Annotated in this window: 17 protein-coding genes, 1 tRNA gene and 1 pseudogene; 16 read left to right on the top strand and 3 right to left on the bottom strand. The window is 45.4% G+C overall.

What is annotated here, in order from left to right:
• Positions 1–798: 798 nt before the first annotated feature.
• Positions 799–2,136 (bottom strand): RNA-binding domain-containing protein, encoded by a 1,338-nt coding sequence (locus tag ABNS49_RS04115; RefSeq protein ID WP_135979710.1) that lies wholly within the window; start codon positions 2,134–2,136, stop codon positions 799–801.
• A gap of 249 nt (positions 2,137–2,385) precedes the next feature.
• Between ABNS49_RS04115 and ABNS49_RS04110 the strand changes: the two genes are divergently transcribed.
• From ABNS49_RS04110 to ABNS49_RS04035, 16 genes and pseudogenes are all read left to right on the top strand, one after another.
• Positions 2,386–2,462, top strand: a tRNA-Arg gene (locus ABNS49_RS04110).
• 144 nt (positions 2,463–2,606) lie between these two features.
• Entirely contained in the window at positions 2,607–2,885 is a 279-nt protein-coding gene (locus ABNS49_RS04105) for a type II toxin-antitoxin system RelB/DinJ family antitoxin (RefSeq protein ID WP_135979709.1), read from the top strand.
• A gap of 165 nt (positions 2,886–3,050) precedes the next feature.
• Positions 3,051–3,330, top strand: a pseudogene (gene tnpA / locus ABNS49_RS04100) (IS200/IS605 family transposase); the annotation flags it as partial.
• A 64-nt stretch (positions 3,331–3,394) separates the two neighbouring features.
• A complete protein-coding gene (gene tnpB / locus ABNS49_RS04095) occupies positions 3,395–4,492 on the top strand; it encodes an IS200/IS605 family element RNA-guided endonuclease TnpB (protein ID WP_135979708.1) in 1,098 nt (365 codons plus the stop codon).
• Positions 4,493–4,535: 43 nt separating this feature from the next.
• Complete coding sequence (locus ABNS49_RS04090) at positions 4,536–4,874, top strand: type II toxin-antitoxin system YafQ family toxin (RefSeq protein ID WP_135979707.1); 339 nt, start codon at positions 4,536–4,538, stop codon at positions 4,872–4,874.
• A gap of 124 nt (positions 4,875–4,998) precedes the next feature.
• Entirely contained in the window at positions 4,999–6,324 is a 1,326-nt protein-coding gene (locus tag ABNS49_RS04085; protein ID WP_277820769.1) for a hemolysin family protein, read from the top strand.
• Positions 6,325–6,442: 118 nt separating this feature from the next.
• Positions 6,443–6,895, top strand: coding sequence for a LytTR family DNA-binding domain-containing protein (locus ABNS49_RS04080; RefSeq protein WP_135979706.1), 453 nt, complete (start codon positions 6,443–6,445; stop codon positions 6,893–6,895).
• A complete protein-coding gene (locus tag ABNS49_RS04075; RefSeq protein ID WP_135979705.1) occupies positions 6,888–7,583 on the top strand; it encodes a hypothetical protein in 696 nt (231 codons plus the stop codon). Before ABNS49_RS04080 ends, ABNS49_RS04075 begins: the two co-directional genes overlap by 8 nt.
• An 87-nt stretch (positions 7,584–7,670) precedes the next feature.
• On the top strand, positions 7,671–8,588 hold the full coding sequence (locus ABNS49_RS04070) for an ROK family protein (protein ID WP_135979704.1): 918 nt from the start codon (positions 7,671–7,673) through the stop codon (positions 8,586–8,588).
• Between the two features lie 274 nt (positions 8,589–8,862).
• A complete protein-coding gene (locus tag ABNS49_RS04065; protein ID WP_135979703.1) occupies positions 8,863–9,174 on the top strand; it encodes a PTS lactose/cellobiose transporter subunit IIA in 312 nt (103 codons plus the stop codon).
• Positions 9,175–9,198: 24 nt separating this feature from the next.
• Complete coding sequence (locus tag ABNS49_RS04060; RefSeq protein ID WP_135979702.1) at positions 9,199–10,659, top strand: family 1 glycosylhydrolase; 1,461 nt, start codon at positions 9,199–9,201, stop codon at positions 10,657–10,659.
• Between the two features lie 39 nt (positions 10,660–10,698).
• Positions 10,699–11,001, top strand: coding sequence for a PTS sugar transporter subunit IIB (locus tag ABNS49_RS04055; protein WP_135979701.1), 303 nt, complete (start codon positions 10,699–10,701; stop codon positions 10,999–11,001).
• A gap of 96 nt (positions 11,002–11,097) precedes the next feature.
• Positions 11,098–12,573 carry a family 1 glycosylhydrolase gene (locus ABNS49_RS04050; RefSeq protein WP_305084771.1) on the top strand — a complete coding sequence of 492 codons (1,476 nt, stop codon included), beginning with the start codon at positions 11,098–11,100 and terminating at the stop codon, positions 12,571–12,573.
• An 83-nt stretch (positions 12,574–12,656) separates the two neighbouring features.
• On the top strand, positions 12,657–13,580 hold the full coding sequence (locus ABNS49_RS04045) for an alpha/beta hydrolase (RefSeq protein WP_135979699.1): 924 nt from the start codon (positions 12,657–12,659) through the stop codon (positions 13,578–13,580).
• 103 nt (positions 13,581–13,683) lie between these two features.
• Positions 13,684–14,166 (top strand): hypothetical protein, encoded by a 483-nt coding sequence (locus ABNS49_RS04040; RefSeq protein ID WP_135979698.1) that lies wholly within the window; start codon positions 13,684–13,686, stop codon positions 14,164–14,166.
• A gap of 170 nt (positions 14,167–14,336) precedes the next feature.
• Positions 14,337–14,573, top strand: a complete 237-nt coding sequence (locus ABNS49_RS04035; RefSeq protein WP_135979697.1) for a hypothetical protein — start codon at positions 14,337–14,339, stop codon at positions 14,571–14,573.
• A 154-nt stretch (positions 14,574–14,727) separates the two neighbouring features.
• On the opposite strand, the gene ABNS49_RS04030 is transcribed toward ABNS49_RS04035, so the two are convergent.
• Entirely contained in the window at positions 14,728–15,156 is a 429-nt protein-coding gene (locus ABNS49_RS04030; protein ID WP_135979696.1) for a PTS sugar transporter subunit IIA, read from the bottom strand.
• Positions 15,157–15,289: 133 nt separating this feature from the next.
• Entirely contained in the window at positions 15,290–17,083 is a 1,794-nt protein-coding gene (locus ABNS49_RS04025) for an SH3 domain-containing protein (RefSeq protein WP_135979695.1), read from the bottom strand.
• Between the last annotated feature and the right edge of the window lie 29 nt (positions 17,084–17,112).

The raw sequence follows: 17,112 nt of genomic DNA, 5'->3' as shown, positions 1-17,112 counted from the left end.
GGTTTCTCTAGGACCTTATCTTTTTCGACATTTTCTTGTGACGAATTTCAGATGTTGGTCCAGGCTGTTCTTAAACTCGATTTTGGTAAAACCCTTCTTATAGGATAGTGCAGCGATCTTCTGTTTATATTTATACGCGAACCATATAAACAGGTAACGACAATTCCAATCATCCGACATAAAATGAAAAATGCCAAAAATCACTTCATAAGTGTTTTGGCATTTTTTAATTAAAAGTCAGTCCAAGTTATATCTTTTTCCGATTTCCAAAATGTTTTTCCTTGAAAGAAGGGAAACCCTTCGAGAAAATATTTTGTCTCTTTCTGATTCTTGATATGTATGAGACGTGCAAATGAAATTTAGTATCAAACTTATTAAGTATATCAGTTCGATGTTGTGAGGAATGATGGTTTATGATGTAAATATTCATCATAGTTCCATAATGATTTTGATAGATGGAATACGGGTAATGAAATTAGAGAAAGACAACTTATTGGGGCAAGAAGGCTGGGCCATGCCAGTATGACGACAACACAAAAAACGTATTTACATATAATTCAGGAACTTGAGAATAAAGATATTGATCTCGTGATGAGAGCTTTATCAACTCTGGGCTAAATAGAAAAATTGCGACTTATGCTGATGAAGATATGTAAATCGCAAAAAAAAAACAACCTACGAAAAGTGATTTTTGGCGGATAAACGTTTCGTAGGTTGCCTATGGAATAAGTAAATCCGAGCCGTGCTCTTCTTTACGGTTTCATTATAACTTGTCGTTGTGTTTTCGACAATGGCAGACTATTTAACAAGTGTGTAATAGACATTTCTCGCTTTTCCATGCTGTAAAAGCAGGCCGGACTGAACCATCTTTCGAATCAGCCGGGAGGCAGTGGAGGGGCTCGTTCCAAGCAGTTGTTCCGCTTTGGGTCTTGTAATAGAACCGTGTTTTTTTATATAGTCTAGAACTTGTTCTTCGTCTCGGCCAAGTTCTGAAATGAACGAAACCGTTATATTGTCAGATATTTTGGAAGCAAAGTTGGTTTCATCTTTCGCGTTGATATTGGGAAGCGTAATTTTAAAGCTGTTCTTTGTGGTAGATAGGATAGGCTTTTTTAAAGAGCTGTCATATGCCTCCATGATTTTGGTCAATCCGGTACCGTACGCTTCAATTAAATGGAGTCGATAAAACAGATTGGCAAGATTTTGGTTTCTGCAAATCGAAATGCCAGCCATGATGTCTTCCAGTTCAATTCCGGTCAGCAGACCGCCAATGGACACAAGCTCGATTCGATCGTCGTAAATGCTGATCAACGAGCTCGCGCTGAAGGAATAATCCCGATGAACGAGAAGGTTCAGCAAGGCTTCCCGGATGGCGATGATTGGATAATCGCGAACATCGACACGAGAGAGCTTTTCAATCGTCGCGTGAATTTGGTTCCGGAAGTCAATGTAGTCATAAACTTCGTTCATTTGTTTGAGCAGGGAACCGCGAAACTCGCGCCGGTCTTTGAAAACCATTTGGTTGTTTCCTTGAAACACGGCTATTTTAATGGTGTAGGGATTTTGGTCTGACAGAAGTAAAGCGAGATTGCTATAAAGACCATCTGGATCCATGAGCTTCAACGTGCGCATTTGTTGTGGGCCAAACTCCACGTTATGAAATTGAAATTCTTTTTCAGTGGCATTGAATGTGAGCTCCTGGTCCAAACAGCGCATCGTCTCAAAGTGATCTCCATCGGTTTCCTTGATCATCCGGCGAATCGCGGCATCGCTTGCCGGGACTGAAGAATAGCCTTGCCGAACATATACACCTTCTGGCCGCATTCCTTTTTTGGCAATGTAATAGGGACGATCTGTGCCGCGCTGGACGCTGATTTCAATGATTTGTTTGCCCGCTTCTTCGATTGTCTTGTAATGAAGGAACATCGTCACATCTGGTTTGATCGTATCTTGAACCATATTGCTGATTTGCAAAGCCGTCCCATCCGGCTCATCCAATCCTAATACTTCGCCATCATCCCGAACGCCGATATACATTTTTCCTCCGTTACTGTTCGCAAAGGCGATGATTTCTTTTTTGATATCATCCACAACGATGGATTTCAATTCGACGGTTTCGCTTTCCTGATAAGTCATACATCCAACTCCTTTCTAAATTCATGTCTTGTCACCATTATATAGAATCTTATCAAATCTCGTCAATCTATTTGACGAGATTTGACGATATTGACAAGATTTCTGGATTCCGAACTATTAGGAAATGAATATTCTAAATTCGTGACAAGCAAGAAGAAGCAAGTGTTGGATATTTTAAGAGATATATCGAAAGGAAATCCACCGGCTCATTGAATTTCTCTTCCATCTCGGCTATAATCAATTCAGATTGTCGCCATAGCTCAGCTGGATAGAGCAACCGCCTCCTAAGCGGTAGGTCGGAGGTTCAAATCCTCTTGGCGACGCCAGAAAGTGCCGCCGCAAGCCATGTTTGGTTTGCGGCGTTTTTAGATAGATTTACTTATATAAGTTGTTAAAGTTCGTGCTGTGTATTGGTTTTTTCGTGCAAACTATAATATAGTATAATTACCAATATGAAAGGAGAGGAGAACATGGCACACTCTACTACGAATATCAGTATCCGTATGGATTCGGACCTCAAAGCGCAGGCAGATGCGCTATTTAACGAACTAGGTATGAATATTTCTACAGCATTTAATATCTTTGTCCGTCAGTCACTTCGGGAAGGCGGGATACCTTTTGATATTACTCTCAACCAGCCTAACAAGGAGACGATTGCCGCCATGTTGGAGGCAGAAAGGATTGCGAAAGATCCATCCGTGAAAGGCTATACCAATTTGGATGAACTGTTTGCCGATCTTGAAAAATGACAGAGACAAAGTATGTTGTCAAGATCGCCACGCGATTTAACCTTTGTAGCAAGAAGTCCCACACTTCTAAAGTGGGGATGAATTGCGTCCCATTCTATTTGCCAAGAAATAGAAAATAATAGGTTACAATAAAATCAGTCGAAAACAGGAAAGGCCGATAGACTTATGAAGTTCGATAGTAATGCACATTTCGGTGTTTTTGTTATACGATTATCTTGTGCTTGTTGTGAAATATCGAAGAAAAGTATTTGATGATAAAATTTCCAAGAGGACTAAAGAAATATTTGAGTATATTGCTCCCCATTACAATTTAACCTTACAGGAATGGAATCATGATAAAGACCATGCGCATATTCTGTTCAAGGCTCACCCGAAAAGTGAAATAAGCAAATCCATAAACGCATACAAAAGTGCCAGTAGTCGGCTTTTGAAGAAAGAATTTCCGTAAATAAGACAAAAGTTATGGAAACACAGGGGCAGGAAGACAAGCGAAAAAAGAGGTGAAAAACATGGCAAACAAAGCATATAAATTCAGAATATATCCGAATGCTGAGCAAAAGATCTTGTTTGCCAAGACATTCGGCTGTGTCCGATTTATCTACAATAAAATGCTGTCCGATAAAATCAAGTATTATGAAGAAACCAAACAAAAACTAAAGAATACCCCTGCACAATATAAGGCAGAGTTTGAGTGGCTCAAAGAAGTTGACAGTTTAGCGCTTGCCAACGCACAGATGAATCTGCAGAAAGCGTATAACAACTTTTTCAGAAGCCCGAAAACAGGATTTCCGAAATTCAAATCAAAACACAGAAACAGAAATTCTTACACTACAAATAACCAAAAGGGTTCTGTCTCTATTGAAAATGGCTGTATCAAATTGCCTAAAATAGGCTTTGTCAAATTGAAACAGCATAGAAACATCCCGTCCGATTATAAACTGAAATCCGTAACAGTCAGTCAAACTCCGAGCGGAAAATACTATGCAAGCATTTTGTTCGAGTATGAAAACCAAGTACAGGAAACAAAGCCGCACAAATTTTTGGGAATGGATTTTTCTATGCGCGAGCTGTACAAGGACAGTAACGGCAATGAGCCGCAATATCCGAGGTACTACCGTCAAGCGGAAAGAAAGCTGAAACGTGAACAGCGTAAACTTTCAAAAATGGAAAAAGGCTCAAAAAACCGTGATAAACAGCGTATCCGGGTTGCCAAACTGCATGAAAAAGTCGCAAATCAGCGCAAGGACTTCCTTCACAAACAGTCAAGGCAGATAACCAATGCCTATGATTGTGTTTGTATAGAAGACCTTGATATGAAAGCGATGTCCAGGTGTCTAAACTTCGGCAAATCGGTAAGTGATAACGGCTGGGGAATGTTTGTGACATTCTTACAGTACAAACTGGAAGTATCAGGCAAAAAACTTGTAAAAGTGGATAAGTTTTTCGCAAGCAGTCAGACTTGCAATGTCTGCGGCTACAAAAATACGGCAACAAAAAATCTTAGTACTCGTGCGTGGGATTGTCCTGAGTGCGGTACTCATCACGACAGGGATATAAATGCCGCAATAAATATCAGAAACGAGGGTATGCGTATCATAAACGCATAGCCATATACATAAAAACCGTGGGACACACGGGGTTAGCTCGCTTATGCTTAGTACAGTAGTATTATCGAACGAGAACCGACTGTTCGCTTTATGCGAAAGGAAGCCCCCGCCTCTTCAGGCGGGGGAGGATGTCACAAAGGACTACAAACTCGCAATCAAGCGTGGTTTGAGAATCGGTTTGCTAAAGGATATTGTTGCTGTTCTCGCTATGGGGGAGAAACTACCTGAAAAAAATAAGGATCATGAGTTGACCGGAAGCTGGACAGGGCATCGTGAATGTCATATCCAGCCGGATTGGTTGCTGATTTACCGTATTGAAGAGGATGTATTGGTTCTGACTTTATCGAGGACAGGCAGTCACAGTGATTTATTCAGAAAATGATTTTTCTTTGGCTTCTTTTGTTCCCGGGCGTTTTTTTTGTTTTGAGCATTCCGTTTTGAGAATCCGACAGTTTTGGTATAATGTTGCCAAAAACAAAGAAAGAGGTTAAAGAAACAAAACACATATGGACAGTAGTATATTGTGGATGCTTTTGCTTCAAGTCGTGCTCATCGCCTTGAATGCCGTATTTGCTTGCGCAGAGATCGCCGTGATCTCGGTCAATGAAAACAAAATCGAAAAAATGGCGGACGAAGGAAACCGCAAAGCGAAAAAGCTTTTGAATTTAGTTTGCGATCCTTCCCGGTTTCTCGCGACGATTCAAGTCGCCATCACGCTATCCGGATTTCTAGGAAGCGCCTTCGCCGCCGACAACTTTTCCGAGTACATTGTCGACTGGCTCGTCAACATGGGCGTCGGCATCTCCCCGGCCATTCTCGACACGATCGCCGTCATTGTGATCACGATCATTTTGTCGTATTTCACGCTCGTGTTTGGAGAACTCGTACCAAAACAAGTCGCCATGCGCAAAAAAGACCAGCTGGCTTTATCGGTCGCCGGTTTGATTACCGTCATTTCCAAGATTTTCAAGCCCCTTGTCTCCTTGCTGACAATCTCCACCAACGCGGTGTTGCGGTTGATTGGCATCGACCCCGACGAAGGCAGCGAGGAAGTAAGCGAGGAAGAGATCCGGCTCATGGTGGAAGCGGGAAGCGAGAAAGGAACGATCGACCACGAGGAAAACGAATGGATCCAAAATGTGTTTGAATTTGACGATTTGCCAATCAAAGACGTGATGACGCACCGCAAAGACGTCACAATGCTCAATATGATGGACACCGAGCAAGTATGGGACGAGCAAATCATGCGCAGCTCCCATTCGCTGTTTCCGTTGTACCACGAAACAAAAGACACGATTGTCGGCGTCTTGAACGCGAAAAAGTTTTTCCGCCTCAAAGACCACAGCCGCGAAGCCGTCATGACGCACGCCGTATCCGAGCCGTATTTTGTACCCGAAAACTTAAAAGCTGACGTATTGTTCCGCAATATGAAAAAGGACAAAGAAAAAATGGCGATTGTGCTCGATGAGTACGGCGGCGTTTGCGGCATCATCACCATGAACGATTTGATCGAGGAACTCATCGGCGATCTCAACGACGACGAGCAAACCGAATGGATCGAACCGGCCGGCAAAGACCGCTGGAAGCTGATCGGCAACGTGCCGCTCGATGAAATCATGGAAGCCACAGGCGTCGAAATCGAACCCGAGGATACCGGGACGCTTAACGGGCTCATTTACGAAACGCTCTGTCGCGTACCCGACGATGGCGAACGATTTGGCTTTGAAAAAGACGGGCTGCGCTTCGAAATCGTTCAAATCAAAAACCATCAAGTCCGGTACGCCACCGTCGCGAAAATCCAGACGGACGAAAAAAGTAACAGGCAAGAGTAGAAATCAAGTCGCGAAACGCGGCTTTTTTTGTGCGCGAAAACAAGCGACTTGGCCGACGATTCGAACCACTTGGAAAAACCAGGTATCCCTTTTTTCAAGAGTGTGATATAAAAGGAACATGAAAATACACTTGGATATCGACGAATCGTACGAGGATATCGAGATTACGATTAAATGTCCGCAAATCAACGAGAAAGTTTTAGCGATCGAGAGCCTGCTTCAGCGCAAACAGACGACCTTCCCCATGTTTAAGGAAACCACGGAGTACTATATCGACTTGCACGACGTCTTGTTTTTCGAAACGGACGCCAAAGAAGTCGTGGCGCATACGGCCGGCGACATCTACCACACGGATTATCGGTTGTATGAGCTGGAAACGATTTTGCCGGGCATGTTTTTGCGCATCTCGAAATCGGCCATCGTCAACGTCGAAAAAATTTTCGCCCTGACGCGAAACATGTCAACCTGTCTGATCGAGTTTCAAAACACGTTCAAGCACGTGTACGCGTCCAGACAGTACTACAAACCGCTCAAAGAGAAACTGGAGGAAATGAGAAAGTATTATGAATAACAACGGAAATAAAAACTGGGTATGGGGTGCGTTCTTTATCGTTTGCGCGATTCTCGTGATCTTGAATGGTTTCGGCATTTTCCATCTGGCCGGCTTTTTGTGGAAAGTCGCCGTTTCGATCTTCTTCGTGCTGCTGTTTATGGAAAGCCGCCGGAAAAAGGACCGGAGCGGCATGATCATCGCGGGCGTCGTCTTGTTTTTGATTTGGAAAAACACGCTGGGATTTTGGTTCCTCTCGTTTGGAACGATCGCGTTCGCCACGGTGCTCGTGCTCATCGGCGTCCATTTTTTCAGCAAGCCAGGCGTCCCTTCGGCAAGCGCCGACACGAGCGATGTGTATTTTAACGACGCGGAAAACGAAATCATCGAAGTCAAAAGCGCGTTCAATTCCTCGTCCCATTACTTGCGGGGAAACGCCATTGAAAAAGTGTACCTGACGCCTTCGTTTTGCGCCATGAGCGTCTATTTGGATCAGGTCGGATTCAAAGACGAGAACCTCGAAGTCATCGTCGACGCCGGCTTTTGCGATCTCAAGATCTTTATTCCCAAAAACTGGGTTGTGCACAACGAACTGCACGCGATGTTTGGCAGCATTCAAGAGGAAGGAGTGCCGCTGCCCGAAGGCACGCAGTACGTGTATTTGAAAGGCGACGCCAACTTTTCCACCGTCCATATCATTCGTATTTAGCGAGCGAATCTCCCGAATCGGGAGATTTTTTTTGTTAACGCTTTCAAAGATTTATGATACATTTTTGGTAATGGAGGAACTTGGATTATGAATAAACTAGTGATTGATGTAGGGGGTACGTTTATCAAGTACGCCGTGATGGACAACGAGGCGAATATTTTGTCCAAAGGTTCGGTGCCAACGCCGCTTGACACGAGAGAACATTTCATCGCGGCGCTCGTCGACTTGTTCGAGGCGCACGCTGATCAGGTGGATGGCATCGCGATGTCGGTGCCTGGAAACATTGATTCCGCGACCGGATTTGTATACACGCCTGGCGCGTTGTCCTTCAACTACAACACGCCGCTGGCCGACGACGTGCGAAACGCCGTGTTCGAGCGAACCGGAAAAACGATCCGCGTTTCGATTGAAAACGATGGAAAAGCGGCCGCGCTGGCCGAAGTGTGGAAAGGCAACCTGGCCGACTGCAACGATGGCGTCGTCATCATTTTGGGCACAGGCATCGGTGGCGGCATCATTTTGAACCGCCGCGTCGTCAAAGGAAAAGATTTCTTCGCGGGCGAATTGTCGTTTTTGATGAACGACGTCAACGTGAAAGGATTTGCCAACTGCTTTGCCAACGCGTGCAGCACGGCGTCGCTGACCAAAAAGGTGGCGGACCAGAAAGGCCTGCCAGCCGAAGAGGTGGATGGATTCAAAGTGTTCGAGCTGCTGGACGCCCAGGACGAGCAGACCCACGCCGTGTTCGACGAAGTGGTCAATGGAATCGCCGGCCATATTTACAATTTGACGTGCATTTTGAATCCGGAGCGCATCTTGATTGGCGGCGGGATCTCGAAGCAGCCGCGCGTCGTGGAAGCCATCCGCGAAAAGACGAACGCCTACTATGACGCGGTGCCGGTTCCGATGCCTCGCACCGAAGTGGGTGTATGCAAGCATTTTAACGATTCCAATTTGATTGGTGCTTTATATAACTATCAGATTCTTTTTGAGAACGCGAAATAGAAACAAAAGGATACCATTGTTTTTCACGGTTGGGTGAAAGCGGAGCGTATTTTTTCAACCACATTGCCTTGCCAAGTCAAAATTCCCGACAGGTAAGGCATTTTTCGTGCGTTTTAGTACCGTAAAAAAACATTTTATGTTATATATATTTCTGGCAAACTCTGAAACGTTGTGACTGTTTCATTTTCAGAGGTGAAAACGCTTTACACCAAAGGTTTCCCTGAGTAAAATAAAAGTACAAAGTTTACTTGAGTAAGAGGAAAAGAGGAAAATTATGGACACAAAACTCGATATGATGTCTTTCTCAATTCTGAGAAACGCAAGAAAAGCCAAAAATTTGGCGTACAAAGCTCTGAAGCAAATGAAGGCCGGGAACCTTGATGAAGCACGAGAGCTGATCGCGCAAAGCGATGGAGCGACGACTTTGGCGCAGGAGGCGGAAAGCGATCTGCTTCATTTCGTACAGGGAAGCGAAAAAGAAGTAGAAACTTGGCTGGAGCACTCGCAGGACCACCTGATGAGCAGTCTGCTGGCGACGGAAACGATCAAAGAGATGATCGAGATGTACGCCGGTAATCGAGCGTAACAAAGAAAGCGAAAGGGAGAAAAAATGGGAGAGAAAACTTACGCGTTCCCCGCTGGTTTTTTGTGGGGAGGCGCAACGGCGGCCAATCAGTACGAAGGCGGCTGGCTTGATGGGGGAAAAGGAGCCAGCGTGCCGGACCACATAACGGGAGGTACGGTCAGCACGCCGCGGCGGTGGACACGGGAAATCGAAGAGGGAACGTATTACCCGAGCCACGAAGCGGTGGACTTTTATCATCGTTACAAGGAGGACATCGCGCTGATGGCGGAAATGGGATTCAACGTGTTCCGGCTGTCGATCAACTGGGGGCGGATCTATCCCAACGGGGACGATAAAACGCCAAACGAGGAAGGTCTTGCGTTTTATCATGACGTTTTTAAGGAATGCCGGAAATACGGAATCGAACCGCTCGTCACGCTCTCGCACTATGAAACGCCATGGGCGCTGACCGAGAAGTACAATGGCTGGGCGAGCCGGGAAGTCATCGACCATTTCGTCCGCTACGCCACGACGTGCTTCCAGGAGTACAAGGACGAGGTCAAATACTGGCTGACGTTTAACGAGATCAACTGCGCGATGATGCCGTTTGGAACGATTATGGGACTGGGCATGGTGCCCGAATCGGATGTGATGGACTTTGGCGCGAGCGAAACGCACGAACAAGTCCAAAAGCGGTTCCAGGCGCTGCACCATCAGTTTGTCGCCAGCGCGAAAGCCGTGCAAATCGGTCATGCGATCAATCCGAATTTCATGATTGGCTGCATGATCGCGGGCGGGCTGGCGTATCCGTACACGTGCAATCCAAAAGACGCGCTTGCCGCGCAAAACAAAAACAACATGTCGAATTATTTTTGCGGCGATGTGCAGGTGCGCGGTGTGTATCCGTATTTTGCGAAACGCTTTTTCAAAGAGAACGATATCCATTTGGATATCACGACGGACGATGAAATCGAGCTGCTCAATGGAACGGTCGATTTCTACTCGTTCTCCTACTATATGTCGTCGACGGAAACGGTGGACGAGGAATTGAAGGCGGCTAAAGGCAATGTGTTCGCCGGCGTTCCGAATCCGTATTTGGAAACGAGCGAATGGGGCTGGCAAATCGACCCGGAAGGGCTGCGCTGGTATTTGAATGACGTCTATGGCCGGTACGAGATTCCGCTCATGATCGTGGAAAACGGCTTGGGCGCGGTCGATGTGCGTGGCGAGGACGGCAAGTTCCACGACGTGTATCGAATCGACTATTTGCGCAAGCACATCGAGCAAATGGGCGAGGCGATCGAGGATGGCGTGGATTTGCTTGGCTATACGATGTGGGGCTGCGTCGATCTGGTTTCGGCGTCCACGGGGGAGATGAAGAAGCGGTACGGCTTCATTTACGTGGATAAGGACAACGACGGCAACGGCGACTTGCATCGGGAAAAGAAGGATTCCTTCGACTGGTACAAAAAAGTGATCGCGTCCAACGGAAAAGAGTTGGATTAGAAAAGGTTCTTCGGAACCTTTTTTTTGAAAGGAGAGACTATGAAAATTTTACTGATTTGCGTGGGTGGCATGTCGAGTTCGGTGCTGATGGAAAGAATGCGTCAATACGCCGCGGAACACGACGAGCCGCTTACGATCGAGGCGGTTGGGGAAATGGGCCATGCCTATGAAAAGGTGGCGGGCGAATACGACGTCATCCTGATGGCGCCGCAAGCCGGATACCGCAAGAAAGACGTCATGAAGCGGGTGTCGATTCCGGTGGATGTTATCGACATGGCCGCGTATGGTCGGGCGGATTGCGCGAAAGTGTTCGAGCAAGCGCGGCGCCTGCTGGATAAATAACCTCGAAAAATGACTAGAAATCGTTTTCATTTCATTAAAAATCGGATAAAATGGGTTTGAATAGGCGATACGATTAACAACAGAAAGGGGATTTCAATGAGTCATTTTCCAAATGGATTTTTATGGGGCGGCGCCACAGCCGCCAACCAGTATGAAGGGGGCTGGAACGAAGGCGGCCGCGGACCGGCGCTGACGGATGTGACGACGGGTGGAACCGTCGACTCGCCGCGGATGGTTACGTGGATCGACAAGTGCGGCAGTCCGCACGCGAGTCCAAGCCACGGATTTACGCTACCCGAGGGGGCGTCCTACGCAGTGCTGGAGGATTATTACTATCCAAACCACAAAGGAACGGACTTTTATCATCATTGGAAAGAAGATATCGGTTTGTTTGCCGAAATGGGATTCAAGGTGTTTCGCATGTCGATTTCCTGGAGCCGGTTGTTTCCAAACGGCATCGAGGAAACGCCCAATCCGGAAGGCGTCGAGTTTTACCGCAACGTGTTCAAGGAATTGAAAGCCCATGGTATCGAGCCGCTCGTGACGATTTGGCATTTTGACACGCCGCTGTATTTGGAAGAGAAAATGAAGGGGTGGAACAACCGGGATTTGATCGACTTGTATGTCCGTTTCGCGCAGACGTGCTTCGAGGAGTACAAGGGACTTGTCAAATACTGGCTGACGTTCAATGAAATCAACAACACGATTATGTTCCTCGATATGTGGGGACACGAGGCGGACAACGAGGAGTTCCGGGCCGCGTACCAGCAGCTGCACTACCAGTTTGTCGCCAGCGCCAAGGCCGTGCAGGTCGGGCATGCGATTGACCCGGAAAACCGGATCGGCTGCATGATTTGCGGCATTACGTTTTATCCCGCCACGTGCGATCCAAAGGACATTATGCTGAACCGCCACCAATGGGAGAAAAATATTTTTTATTGCGGCGACGTCCAATGCAAGGGCGAGTATCCGGTTTTTTCCAAGCGGCTGTGGCAGGAACACGATGTCGAGCTGGACATCACGGATGAGGACCGGAAAATTTTAAAAGAGGGAACGGTGGACTACTACACGTTCTCCTACTATATGTCCAATACGATTACGACGCATGACGTGGAGGAGAAAGCGGGCGGCAACAACGTGGAAGGCGCGCGCAATCCATACTTGCGGTATTCGGATTGGGGCTGGGGCTTCGATCCGCTAGGCCTGCGCTATTTTTTGGAAGTGATCAACGACCGCTACCATAAGCCGATCATGATCGTGGAAAACGGGCTGGGCGCCTACGACATCGTCGAGGAGGACGGCTCGATTCACGATCCGTTCCGAATCGACTATTATCGCGAGCACATAAAGGAAATGGATCAGGCGATCGCCGAAGGCGTTGATTTGATTGGGTACACGACGTGGGGCTGCATCGACCTGGTGTCGGCGGGCACAGGCGAGATGCGCAAACGGTACGGCTTTATTTACGTGGATATGGATGATAAAGGCGAAGGCACGATGAAACGGACGCCGAAGGATTCGTTTTACTGGTATAAAAAGGTCATCGCCTCCAATGGAAACGATTTGGATTGACAGCTTTCGGGCTGTTTTTCTTTTTCGGATTGCGGGAACGGGAAAAGTCGTGGTATACTTCCACAAAACATGGAGAGCGAAAGATGAGTGTGAATGAAAATAGATTGATTGAAATCAACGGGGTGTTTCAGTATGTCGCGATTATGGCGCAAAAAAAAGGGCTGCCGCTGCTCGTGTATGTACATGGCGGACCGGGCGAGGCCGCTTTGCCTTTGCTGATGCATTATCAAAAAGAACTGGCCCAGCACTTCACGTTTGTGGTGTGGGAACAGCGTGGAGCCGGGAAATCGTTTTACGAGTTTGGCGTCAACGAGAAAGTCGTCATCGACGACTACGTCGAGGATTTGCGGGCTTTGACGGCGTATTTAACCGGCCGGTTCCATCAGGACAAAGTGTATTTGCTCGCGCACGATTTTGGAACGATCATCGGCTTGCGTTATATTCAAAAGTATCCGGAAACGGTGCGGAAATACATTGGCTGTTCGCAAGTCGTGAACATGGAGAAGGCGATGCGTCTGCGTCTGCGTTACGCGATTGAAAACTCCCCGCGCAACGTCGCGAACCGGCTGTTGAAAATCGACCCGACATTTTCCGGCGAGCGCTGGATGAAGGATCTCGAACGGCTGGATAAGCAAATCACCCGTCTGAAAGGCTGCTTGTACGATCAAAAAAACAAGTTCAGCTTGCAGCATATTTATTTGCGCTGTCCGGCGTACACGATGTTCGACTACCAGCGCTATCGAAAGGGAATCGAGCAAAGCGTCCGCAAGCTGTGGCCGGAAATCATGCAAGTCGACTTTGAGTCGACGACGCGGTTCGACGTGCCGGTCGTATTCGTGGAAGGACGCCACGACAAACGCCTGTCCTCGGCGCTGGCGAAGACATATTATGACAAGATCACGTCGGCGAAACAGTGGTTTTGGTTCGAGGAATCGAGCCACTATCCGCAATGGTGCGAGCCGCAGGCGTTCAACGAATTGATGATTCGATTACTTGAGCAGGAATAAAACCTGCTTTTTTTGTCTTTTAAGGCATTCTGGTTTTTTCGGAAGGAAAAACATGGTTTTATTAAGGTAGGAAATCAGCTCATAGGCAAGGAGGTGCTGATATATGAATCGCATTTCAATCGCGTTAAGGGAATTTTTGAAAGAAGAAACCTTGGAGATCTTTAATAATCAACAGCATCAGTTCGCCAGTTTAAGCGATGACGAGGAAATCATCGTCGTCATTAACGAGTGCGGAGAAGAAAACTTATATTTGCAGACAGGGACGGAACAGGCGATTCTCGCGTTTGGGGAATGGCGAAAAATTTACGATGACACGCTGGAGGAAATCGACGCGTTGAAATACGACATCGAGCAAATCCTCACCAATCAATCGTATGTTTGGACTATTATCGACGCGCCCAACTGCATTGTCGGCTACGTCAGCGACCAGGGCATTCAGTATTTGACCGACACCAACGAGTTTGGATGGAATTACCAATCCTCCAACGAGTTTTTTAAAACTATCGCCAAAGACGAAGGGTCGCAAAATTTCCTGTTCTGGCATCCGGGCCATCAGGTAATCGAGCCTTCCCAGTTTCTCATGTAAGCCGAAGTCATTCGGCTTTTTTTTGTGGCATAGGAAAAACCGGACGATAAATAAGAAAAATAAGCATCGAGATTGAAAAAGGAATAATATTAAAACTATAATAAATTTGAAAATGGTACCATTCTTATAAAAAAACGCACAAAGAAACGACAGTCTTCAGGAGAAAAAAGATGAAACACAAAACAATCAAAATCATAGGAATCGTCGCGGCATGTGTGGTTGCGCTAGGATTGATCTGGGCGCTGACAAAAAACGTGCACGGTCCGCAGGAAACGCGAAGCTGGCAGGAGCAGGATGAAAGCATCCGCGACACCATGACAAAAAGCCTGCCGGATTTAAGCGATCCGGAAGCAATGGGCCAATTCAAGTCCACGGCCAACATGATCGAGGGAACGGTTGGGTATTGAGAGAAGAAAAAGTTGCTAAAAAGGCAACTTTTTTTTAATGAAAAATTACTCTTCAAAGAATTCGGTTCCTAAAGCGTTTGGGTCAGTTTCGGCTTTTTGATGATTGCGCTTAATTTACGATAAATCATTGGATTGGTGGCTTGGGAACTGCATATTAGGAAAATGTGCTGTACGGGTTTTCTTTTCCAAAGAATTGATTTTCATGTCTGGCGATCGCGATAAATCCGGGAAGATCAGCCGTTGACAACGGATGAGCAATGGTAATTTTTCCTTCGAATTCGGTACTTGTTTTTGCTTCGCAATCCATCACTTGTTCGTAAAAGTCGGATGGCAAGGGGAAATATTGTTTTATTTTTGAAATCATTTCTCCAATCGTTTCTTCTTTTGTTTTCGAAGTAAGATTGAAAAACAAATATTCTCTCAGCATGATCGTATCCAGAATCACGAACTGGACCTTTTTGAATAATGCTTTGATAGTTTCGATATCCTTGGCGTTCATAAAACGAGAGATCATGACCACTCTTTCTAAAGGGGATTCAAAGGATTTCCTTTTCTCCATAGCGAGCTGTATGTTTTCCATCATTTGTGTAAGTAGAGACGGGAATACATGTTAAAGATAGGAAGATCTACAAAAAAAGGAAGGATTTAAATTTTCCTTCCATTTAAGGGATTCCAAAACAAACTTCTGCTAGAACCATCGTTCATAAGCAACGTCTTTATTCAAATGCTTCTACATTTTGGAATTCCCAGAATTGTCCGTCTGGTTTGTAGTAATCCAGAACATCCTGACGGGAAGATAAATTTTCTTCTTCCATATCATTTGCTGTAACTGTGATTCGATCAACGCTTTCTGTACCCATATGTCCCATAACTCTTTCAAAAACTCCAGAGTTTTCGGTTGAATAGAAGCCGGCATGAGAAGCAGAAGTTTCACCGATTTTTTTAATTGAGTCATCCTTGTATACGTACAATTTCAGTATATAATCTGCTTCGCATATACCGGTTTTTACTGCCAGCACCGGTACATCGAATCCGCTATCTTGCCACAAGTACCATAACGGGGCATATTCTAAGATATTCGCATACTTTTCTTTATTGGCTTCATTATCCAGGATTTCTTTATAAGCTGTTTTCCAGTCTTTGGCGTTGCTTGACATTGGATCTGCATAATCGTATTGAATATCTTTTAAACATACCCAACCGCCAGTAGTCAAATTTCCCCAGGATTCGCTGTCATCTTCGACGATATCGGATATTTTGATTTTTTCACCCTTTGATAAATTTCCAATTTTTTTAGAATTACGGTCTGGCTCTTCACGAATTGTCATATCATAGTTTAGCAGCCATTCTTTTTTCAAAGAAGGATTGACATATCCATGATTCTCAAAATCAAAATCCGGATATAAATTTCCAGCTATATATTGCTTAAGCGAATCTAAACCTGACGGGTCATAAACATTGGTAAACTGAATCTCTTTTAAATTGTCAAAATCCAGTTTGGCAATTTTGTCCTGAGTTAGCGCTGTTTCTTTCAGCTCGCTATTCTGGGATGAAATTTTTGTTACCGTTTTCTGGCCGTTTACGTTTTGAAACCGTAGCAGTGTATGATCTTTATTTTGATAAAGAATACTGTCTTCCATTGAAAATGATCCGATTGATTGACTAGTTATCACATTAGAAGAATCGCCATAGACTTCTATTTTTAAGTCTTTATTGTATGCACCTGAAACAATAAGCAAAGCAGGACATTCACTGTCTGATAAATTTGCTAAAGCATATCCCCAGCTAAAAGTGCCCTTATAGACATCGAACTGTTTCATCATCACGATTCGATCATATACCTCTTTCATTGTTGTGCTACGGGCAAAATTACCGACCACAATACCATTAATGACCGAAAAAAATGTCGGACCCTTCTCGTCGTATAACGGCATCCATCCTTCGTTTGTTTTGAGCCATGGCATGTTTTGCTCTCCTGAATCAAAATTCTTAAAAATCTGCTGTTCTGAATTCGCAGAAATATTCTTTCCGTCGATCTGATCATATAATTTTATATTCTGCTTTCGCTGGATTAGTGATTTGCCATCCCATTCCGCACCGTTGATCAAGGACGCCTTAAGATTTTGATCATAAATCAGAACATATTTTTGTTTGTCAGGTAAATATCCATAAACTTTTTCACTATCAGCATCTTGAAGTGGAAATGTAGCAGGAAAAAGGATCCTGAACTCTTCTCCTTCGTTGATTTTTTCATTGGCAGAAACTACATCCCGCCCGCCTTCATCCCGAGTAAATAAAGGCAAATCTTTTTCCGCTTTCCATAAGCTCGTACTTTTGATCATTCCTTCAGAATATGCATCTAAATCCAGTTCTGAAGGAAATAGCGTTTCAATTTCTTGGTCTGATTCGGCTTTTTCTGCCGGCTGTGTTGATTCAGGCACACTGCCTGAACATCCGATCAAACCGATACTCCATATCATAATAAAAAGTATTTTCTCTATTTTGTTCATCTTGTTGCTTTCCTTTTCTTATTTACAAT

Origin of the sequence: uncultured Dubosiella sp. (genome assembly GCF_964018005.1) — a bacterium.
Lineage (GTDB): Bacteria > Bacillota_I > Bacilli_A > Erysipelotrichales > Erysipelotrichaceae > Dubosiella > Dubosiella muris.
Note: the sequence above shows the minus strand (reverse complement) of the source record. Positions and strands in the feature narration are given on the sequence as shown.

Bases quoted from the DNA above. Each gene is read 5' to 3' on its own strand.
- ABNS49_RS04115 (WP_135979710.1), bottom strand. From the start codon at position 2,136: ATGACTTATCAGGAAAGCGAAACCGTCGAATTGAAATCCATCGTTGTG.
- ABNS49_RS04105 (WP_135979709.1), top strand. From the start codon at position 2,607: ATGGCACACTCTACTACGAATATCAGTATCCGTATGGATTCGGACCTC.
- tnpB (WP_135979708.1), top strand. From the start codon at position 3,395: ATGGCAAACAAAGCATATAAATTCAGAATATATCCGAATGCTGAGCAA.
- ABNS49_RS04090 (WP_135979707.1), top strand. From the start codon at position 4,536: ATGCTTAGTACAGTAGTATTATCGAACGAGAACCGACTGTTCGCTTTA.
- ABNS49_RS04085 (WP_277820769.1), top strand. From the start codon at position 4,999: ATGGACAGTAGTATATTGTGGATGCTTTTGCTTCAAGTCGTGCTCATC.
- ABNS49_RS04080 (WP_135979706.1), top strand. From the start codon at position 6,443: ATGAAAATACACTTGGATATCGACGAATCGTACGAGGATATCGAGATT.
- ABNS49_RS04075 (WP_135979705.1), top strand. From the start codon at position 6,888: ATGAATAACAACGGAAATAAAAACTGGGTATGGGGTGCGTTCTTTATC.
- ABNS49_RS04070 (WP_135979704.1), top strand. From the start codon at position 7,671: ATGAATAAACTAGTGATTGATGTAGGGGGTACGTTTATCAAGTACGCC.
- ABNS49_RS04065 (WP_135979703.1), top strand. From the start codon at position 8,863: ATGGACACAAAACTCGATATGATGTCTTTCTCAATTCTGAGAAACGCA.
- ABNS49_RS04060 (WP_135979702.1), top strand. From the start codon at position 9,199: ATGGGAGAGAAAACTTACGCGTTCCCCGCTGGTTTTTTGTGGGGAGGC.
- ABNS49_RS04055 (WP_135979701.1), top strand. From the start codon at position 10,699: ATGAAAATTTTACTGATTTGCGTGGGTGGCATGTCGAGTTCGGTGCTG.
- ABNS49_RS04050 (WP_305084771.1), top strand. From the start codon at position 11,098: ATGAGTCATTTTCCAAATGGATTTTTATGGGGCGGCGCCACAGCCGCC.
- ABNS49_RS04045 (WP_135979699.1), top strand. From the start codon at position 12,657: ATGAGTGTGAATGAAAATAGATTGATTGAAATCAACGGGGTGTTTCAG.
- ABNS49_RS04040 (WP_135979698.1), top strand. From the start codon at position 13,684: ATGAATCGCATTTCAATCGCGTTAAGGGAATTTTTGAAAGAAGAAACC.
- ABNS49_RS04035 (WP_135979697.1), top strand. From the start codon at position 14,337: ATGAAACACAAAACAATCAAAATCATAGGAATCGTCGCGGCATGTGTG.
- ABNS49_RS04030 (WP_135979696.1), bottom strand. From the start codon at position 15,156: ATGATGGAAAACATACAGCTCGCTATGGAGAAAAGGAAATCCTTTGAA.
- ABNS49_RS04025 (WP_135979695.1), bottom strand. From the start codon at position 17,083: ATGAACAAAATAGAGAAAATACTTTTTATTATGATATGGAGTATCGGT.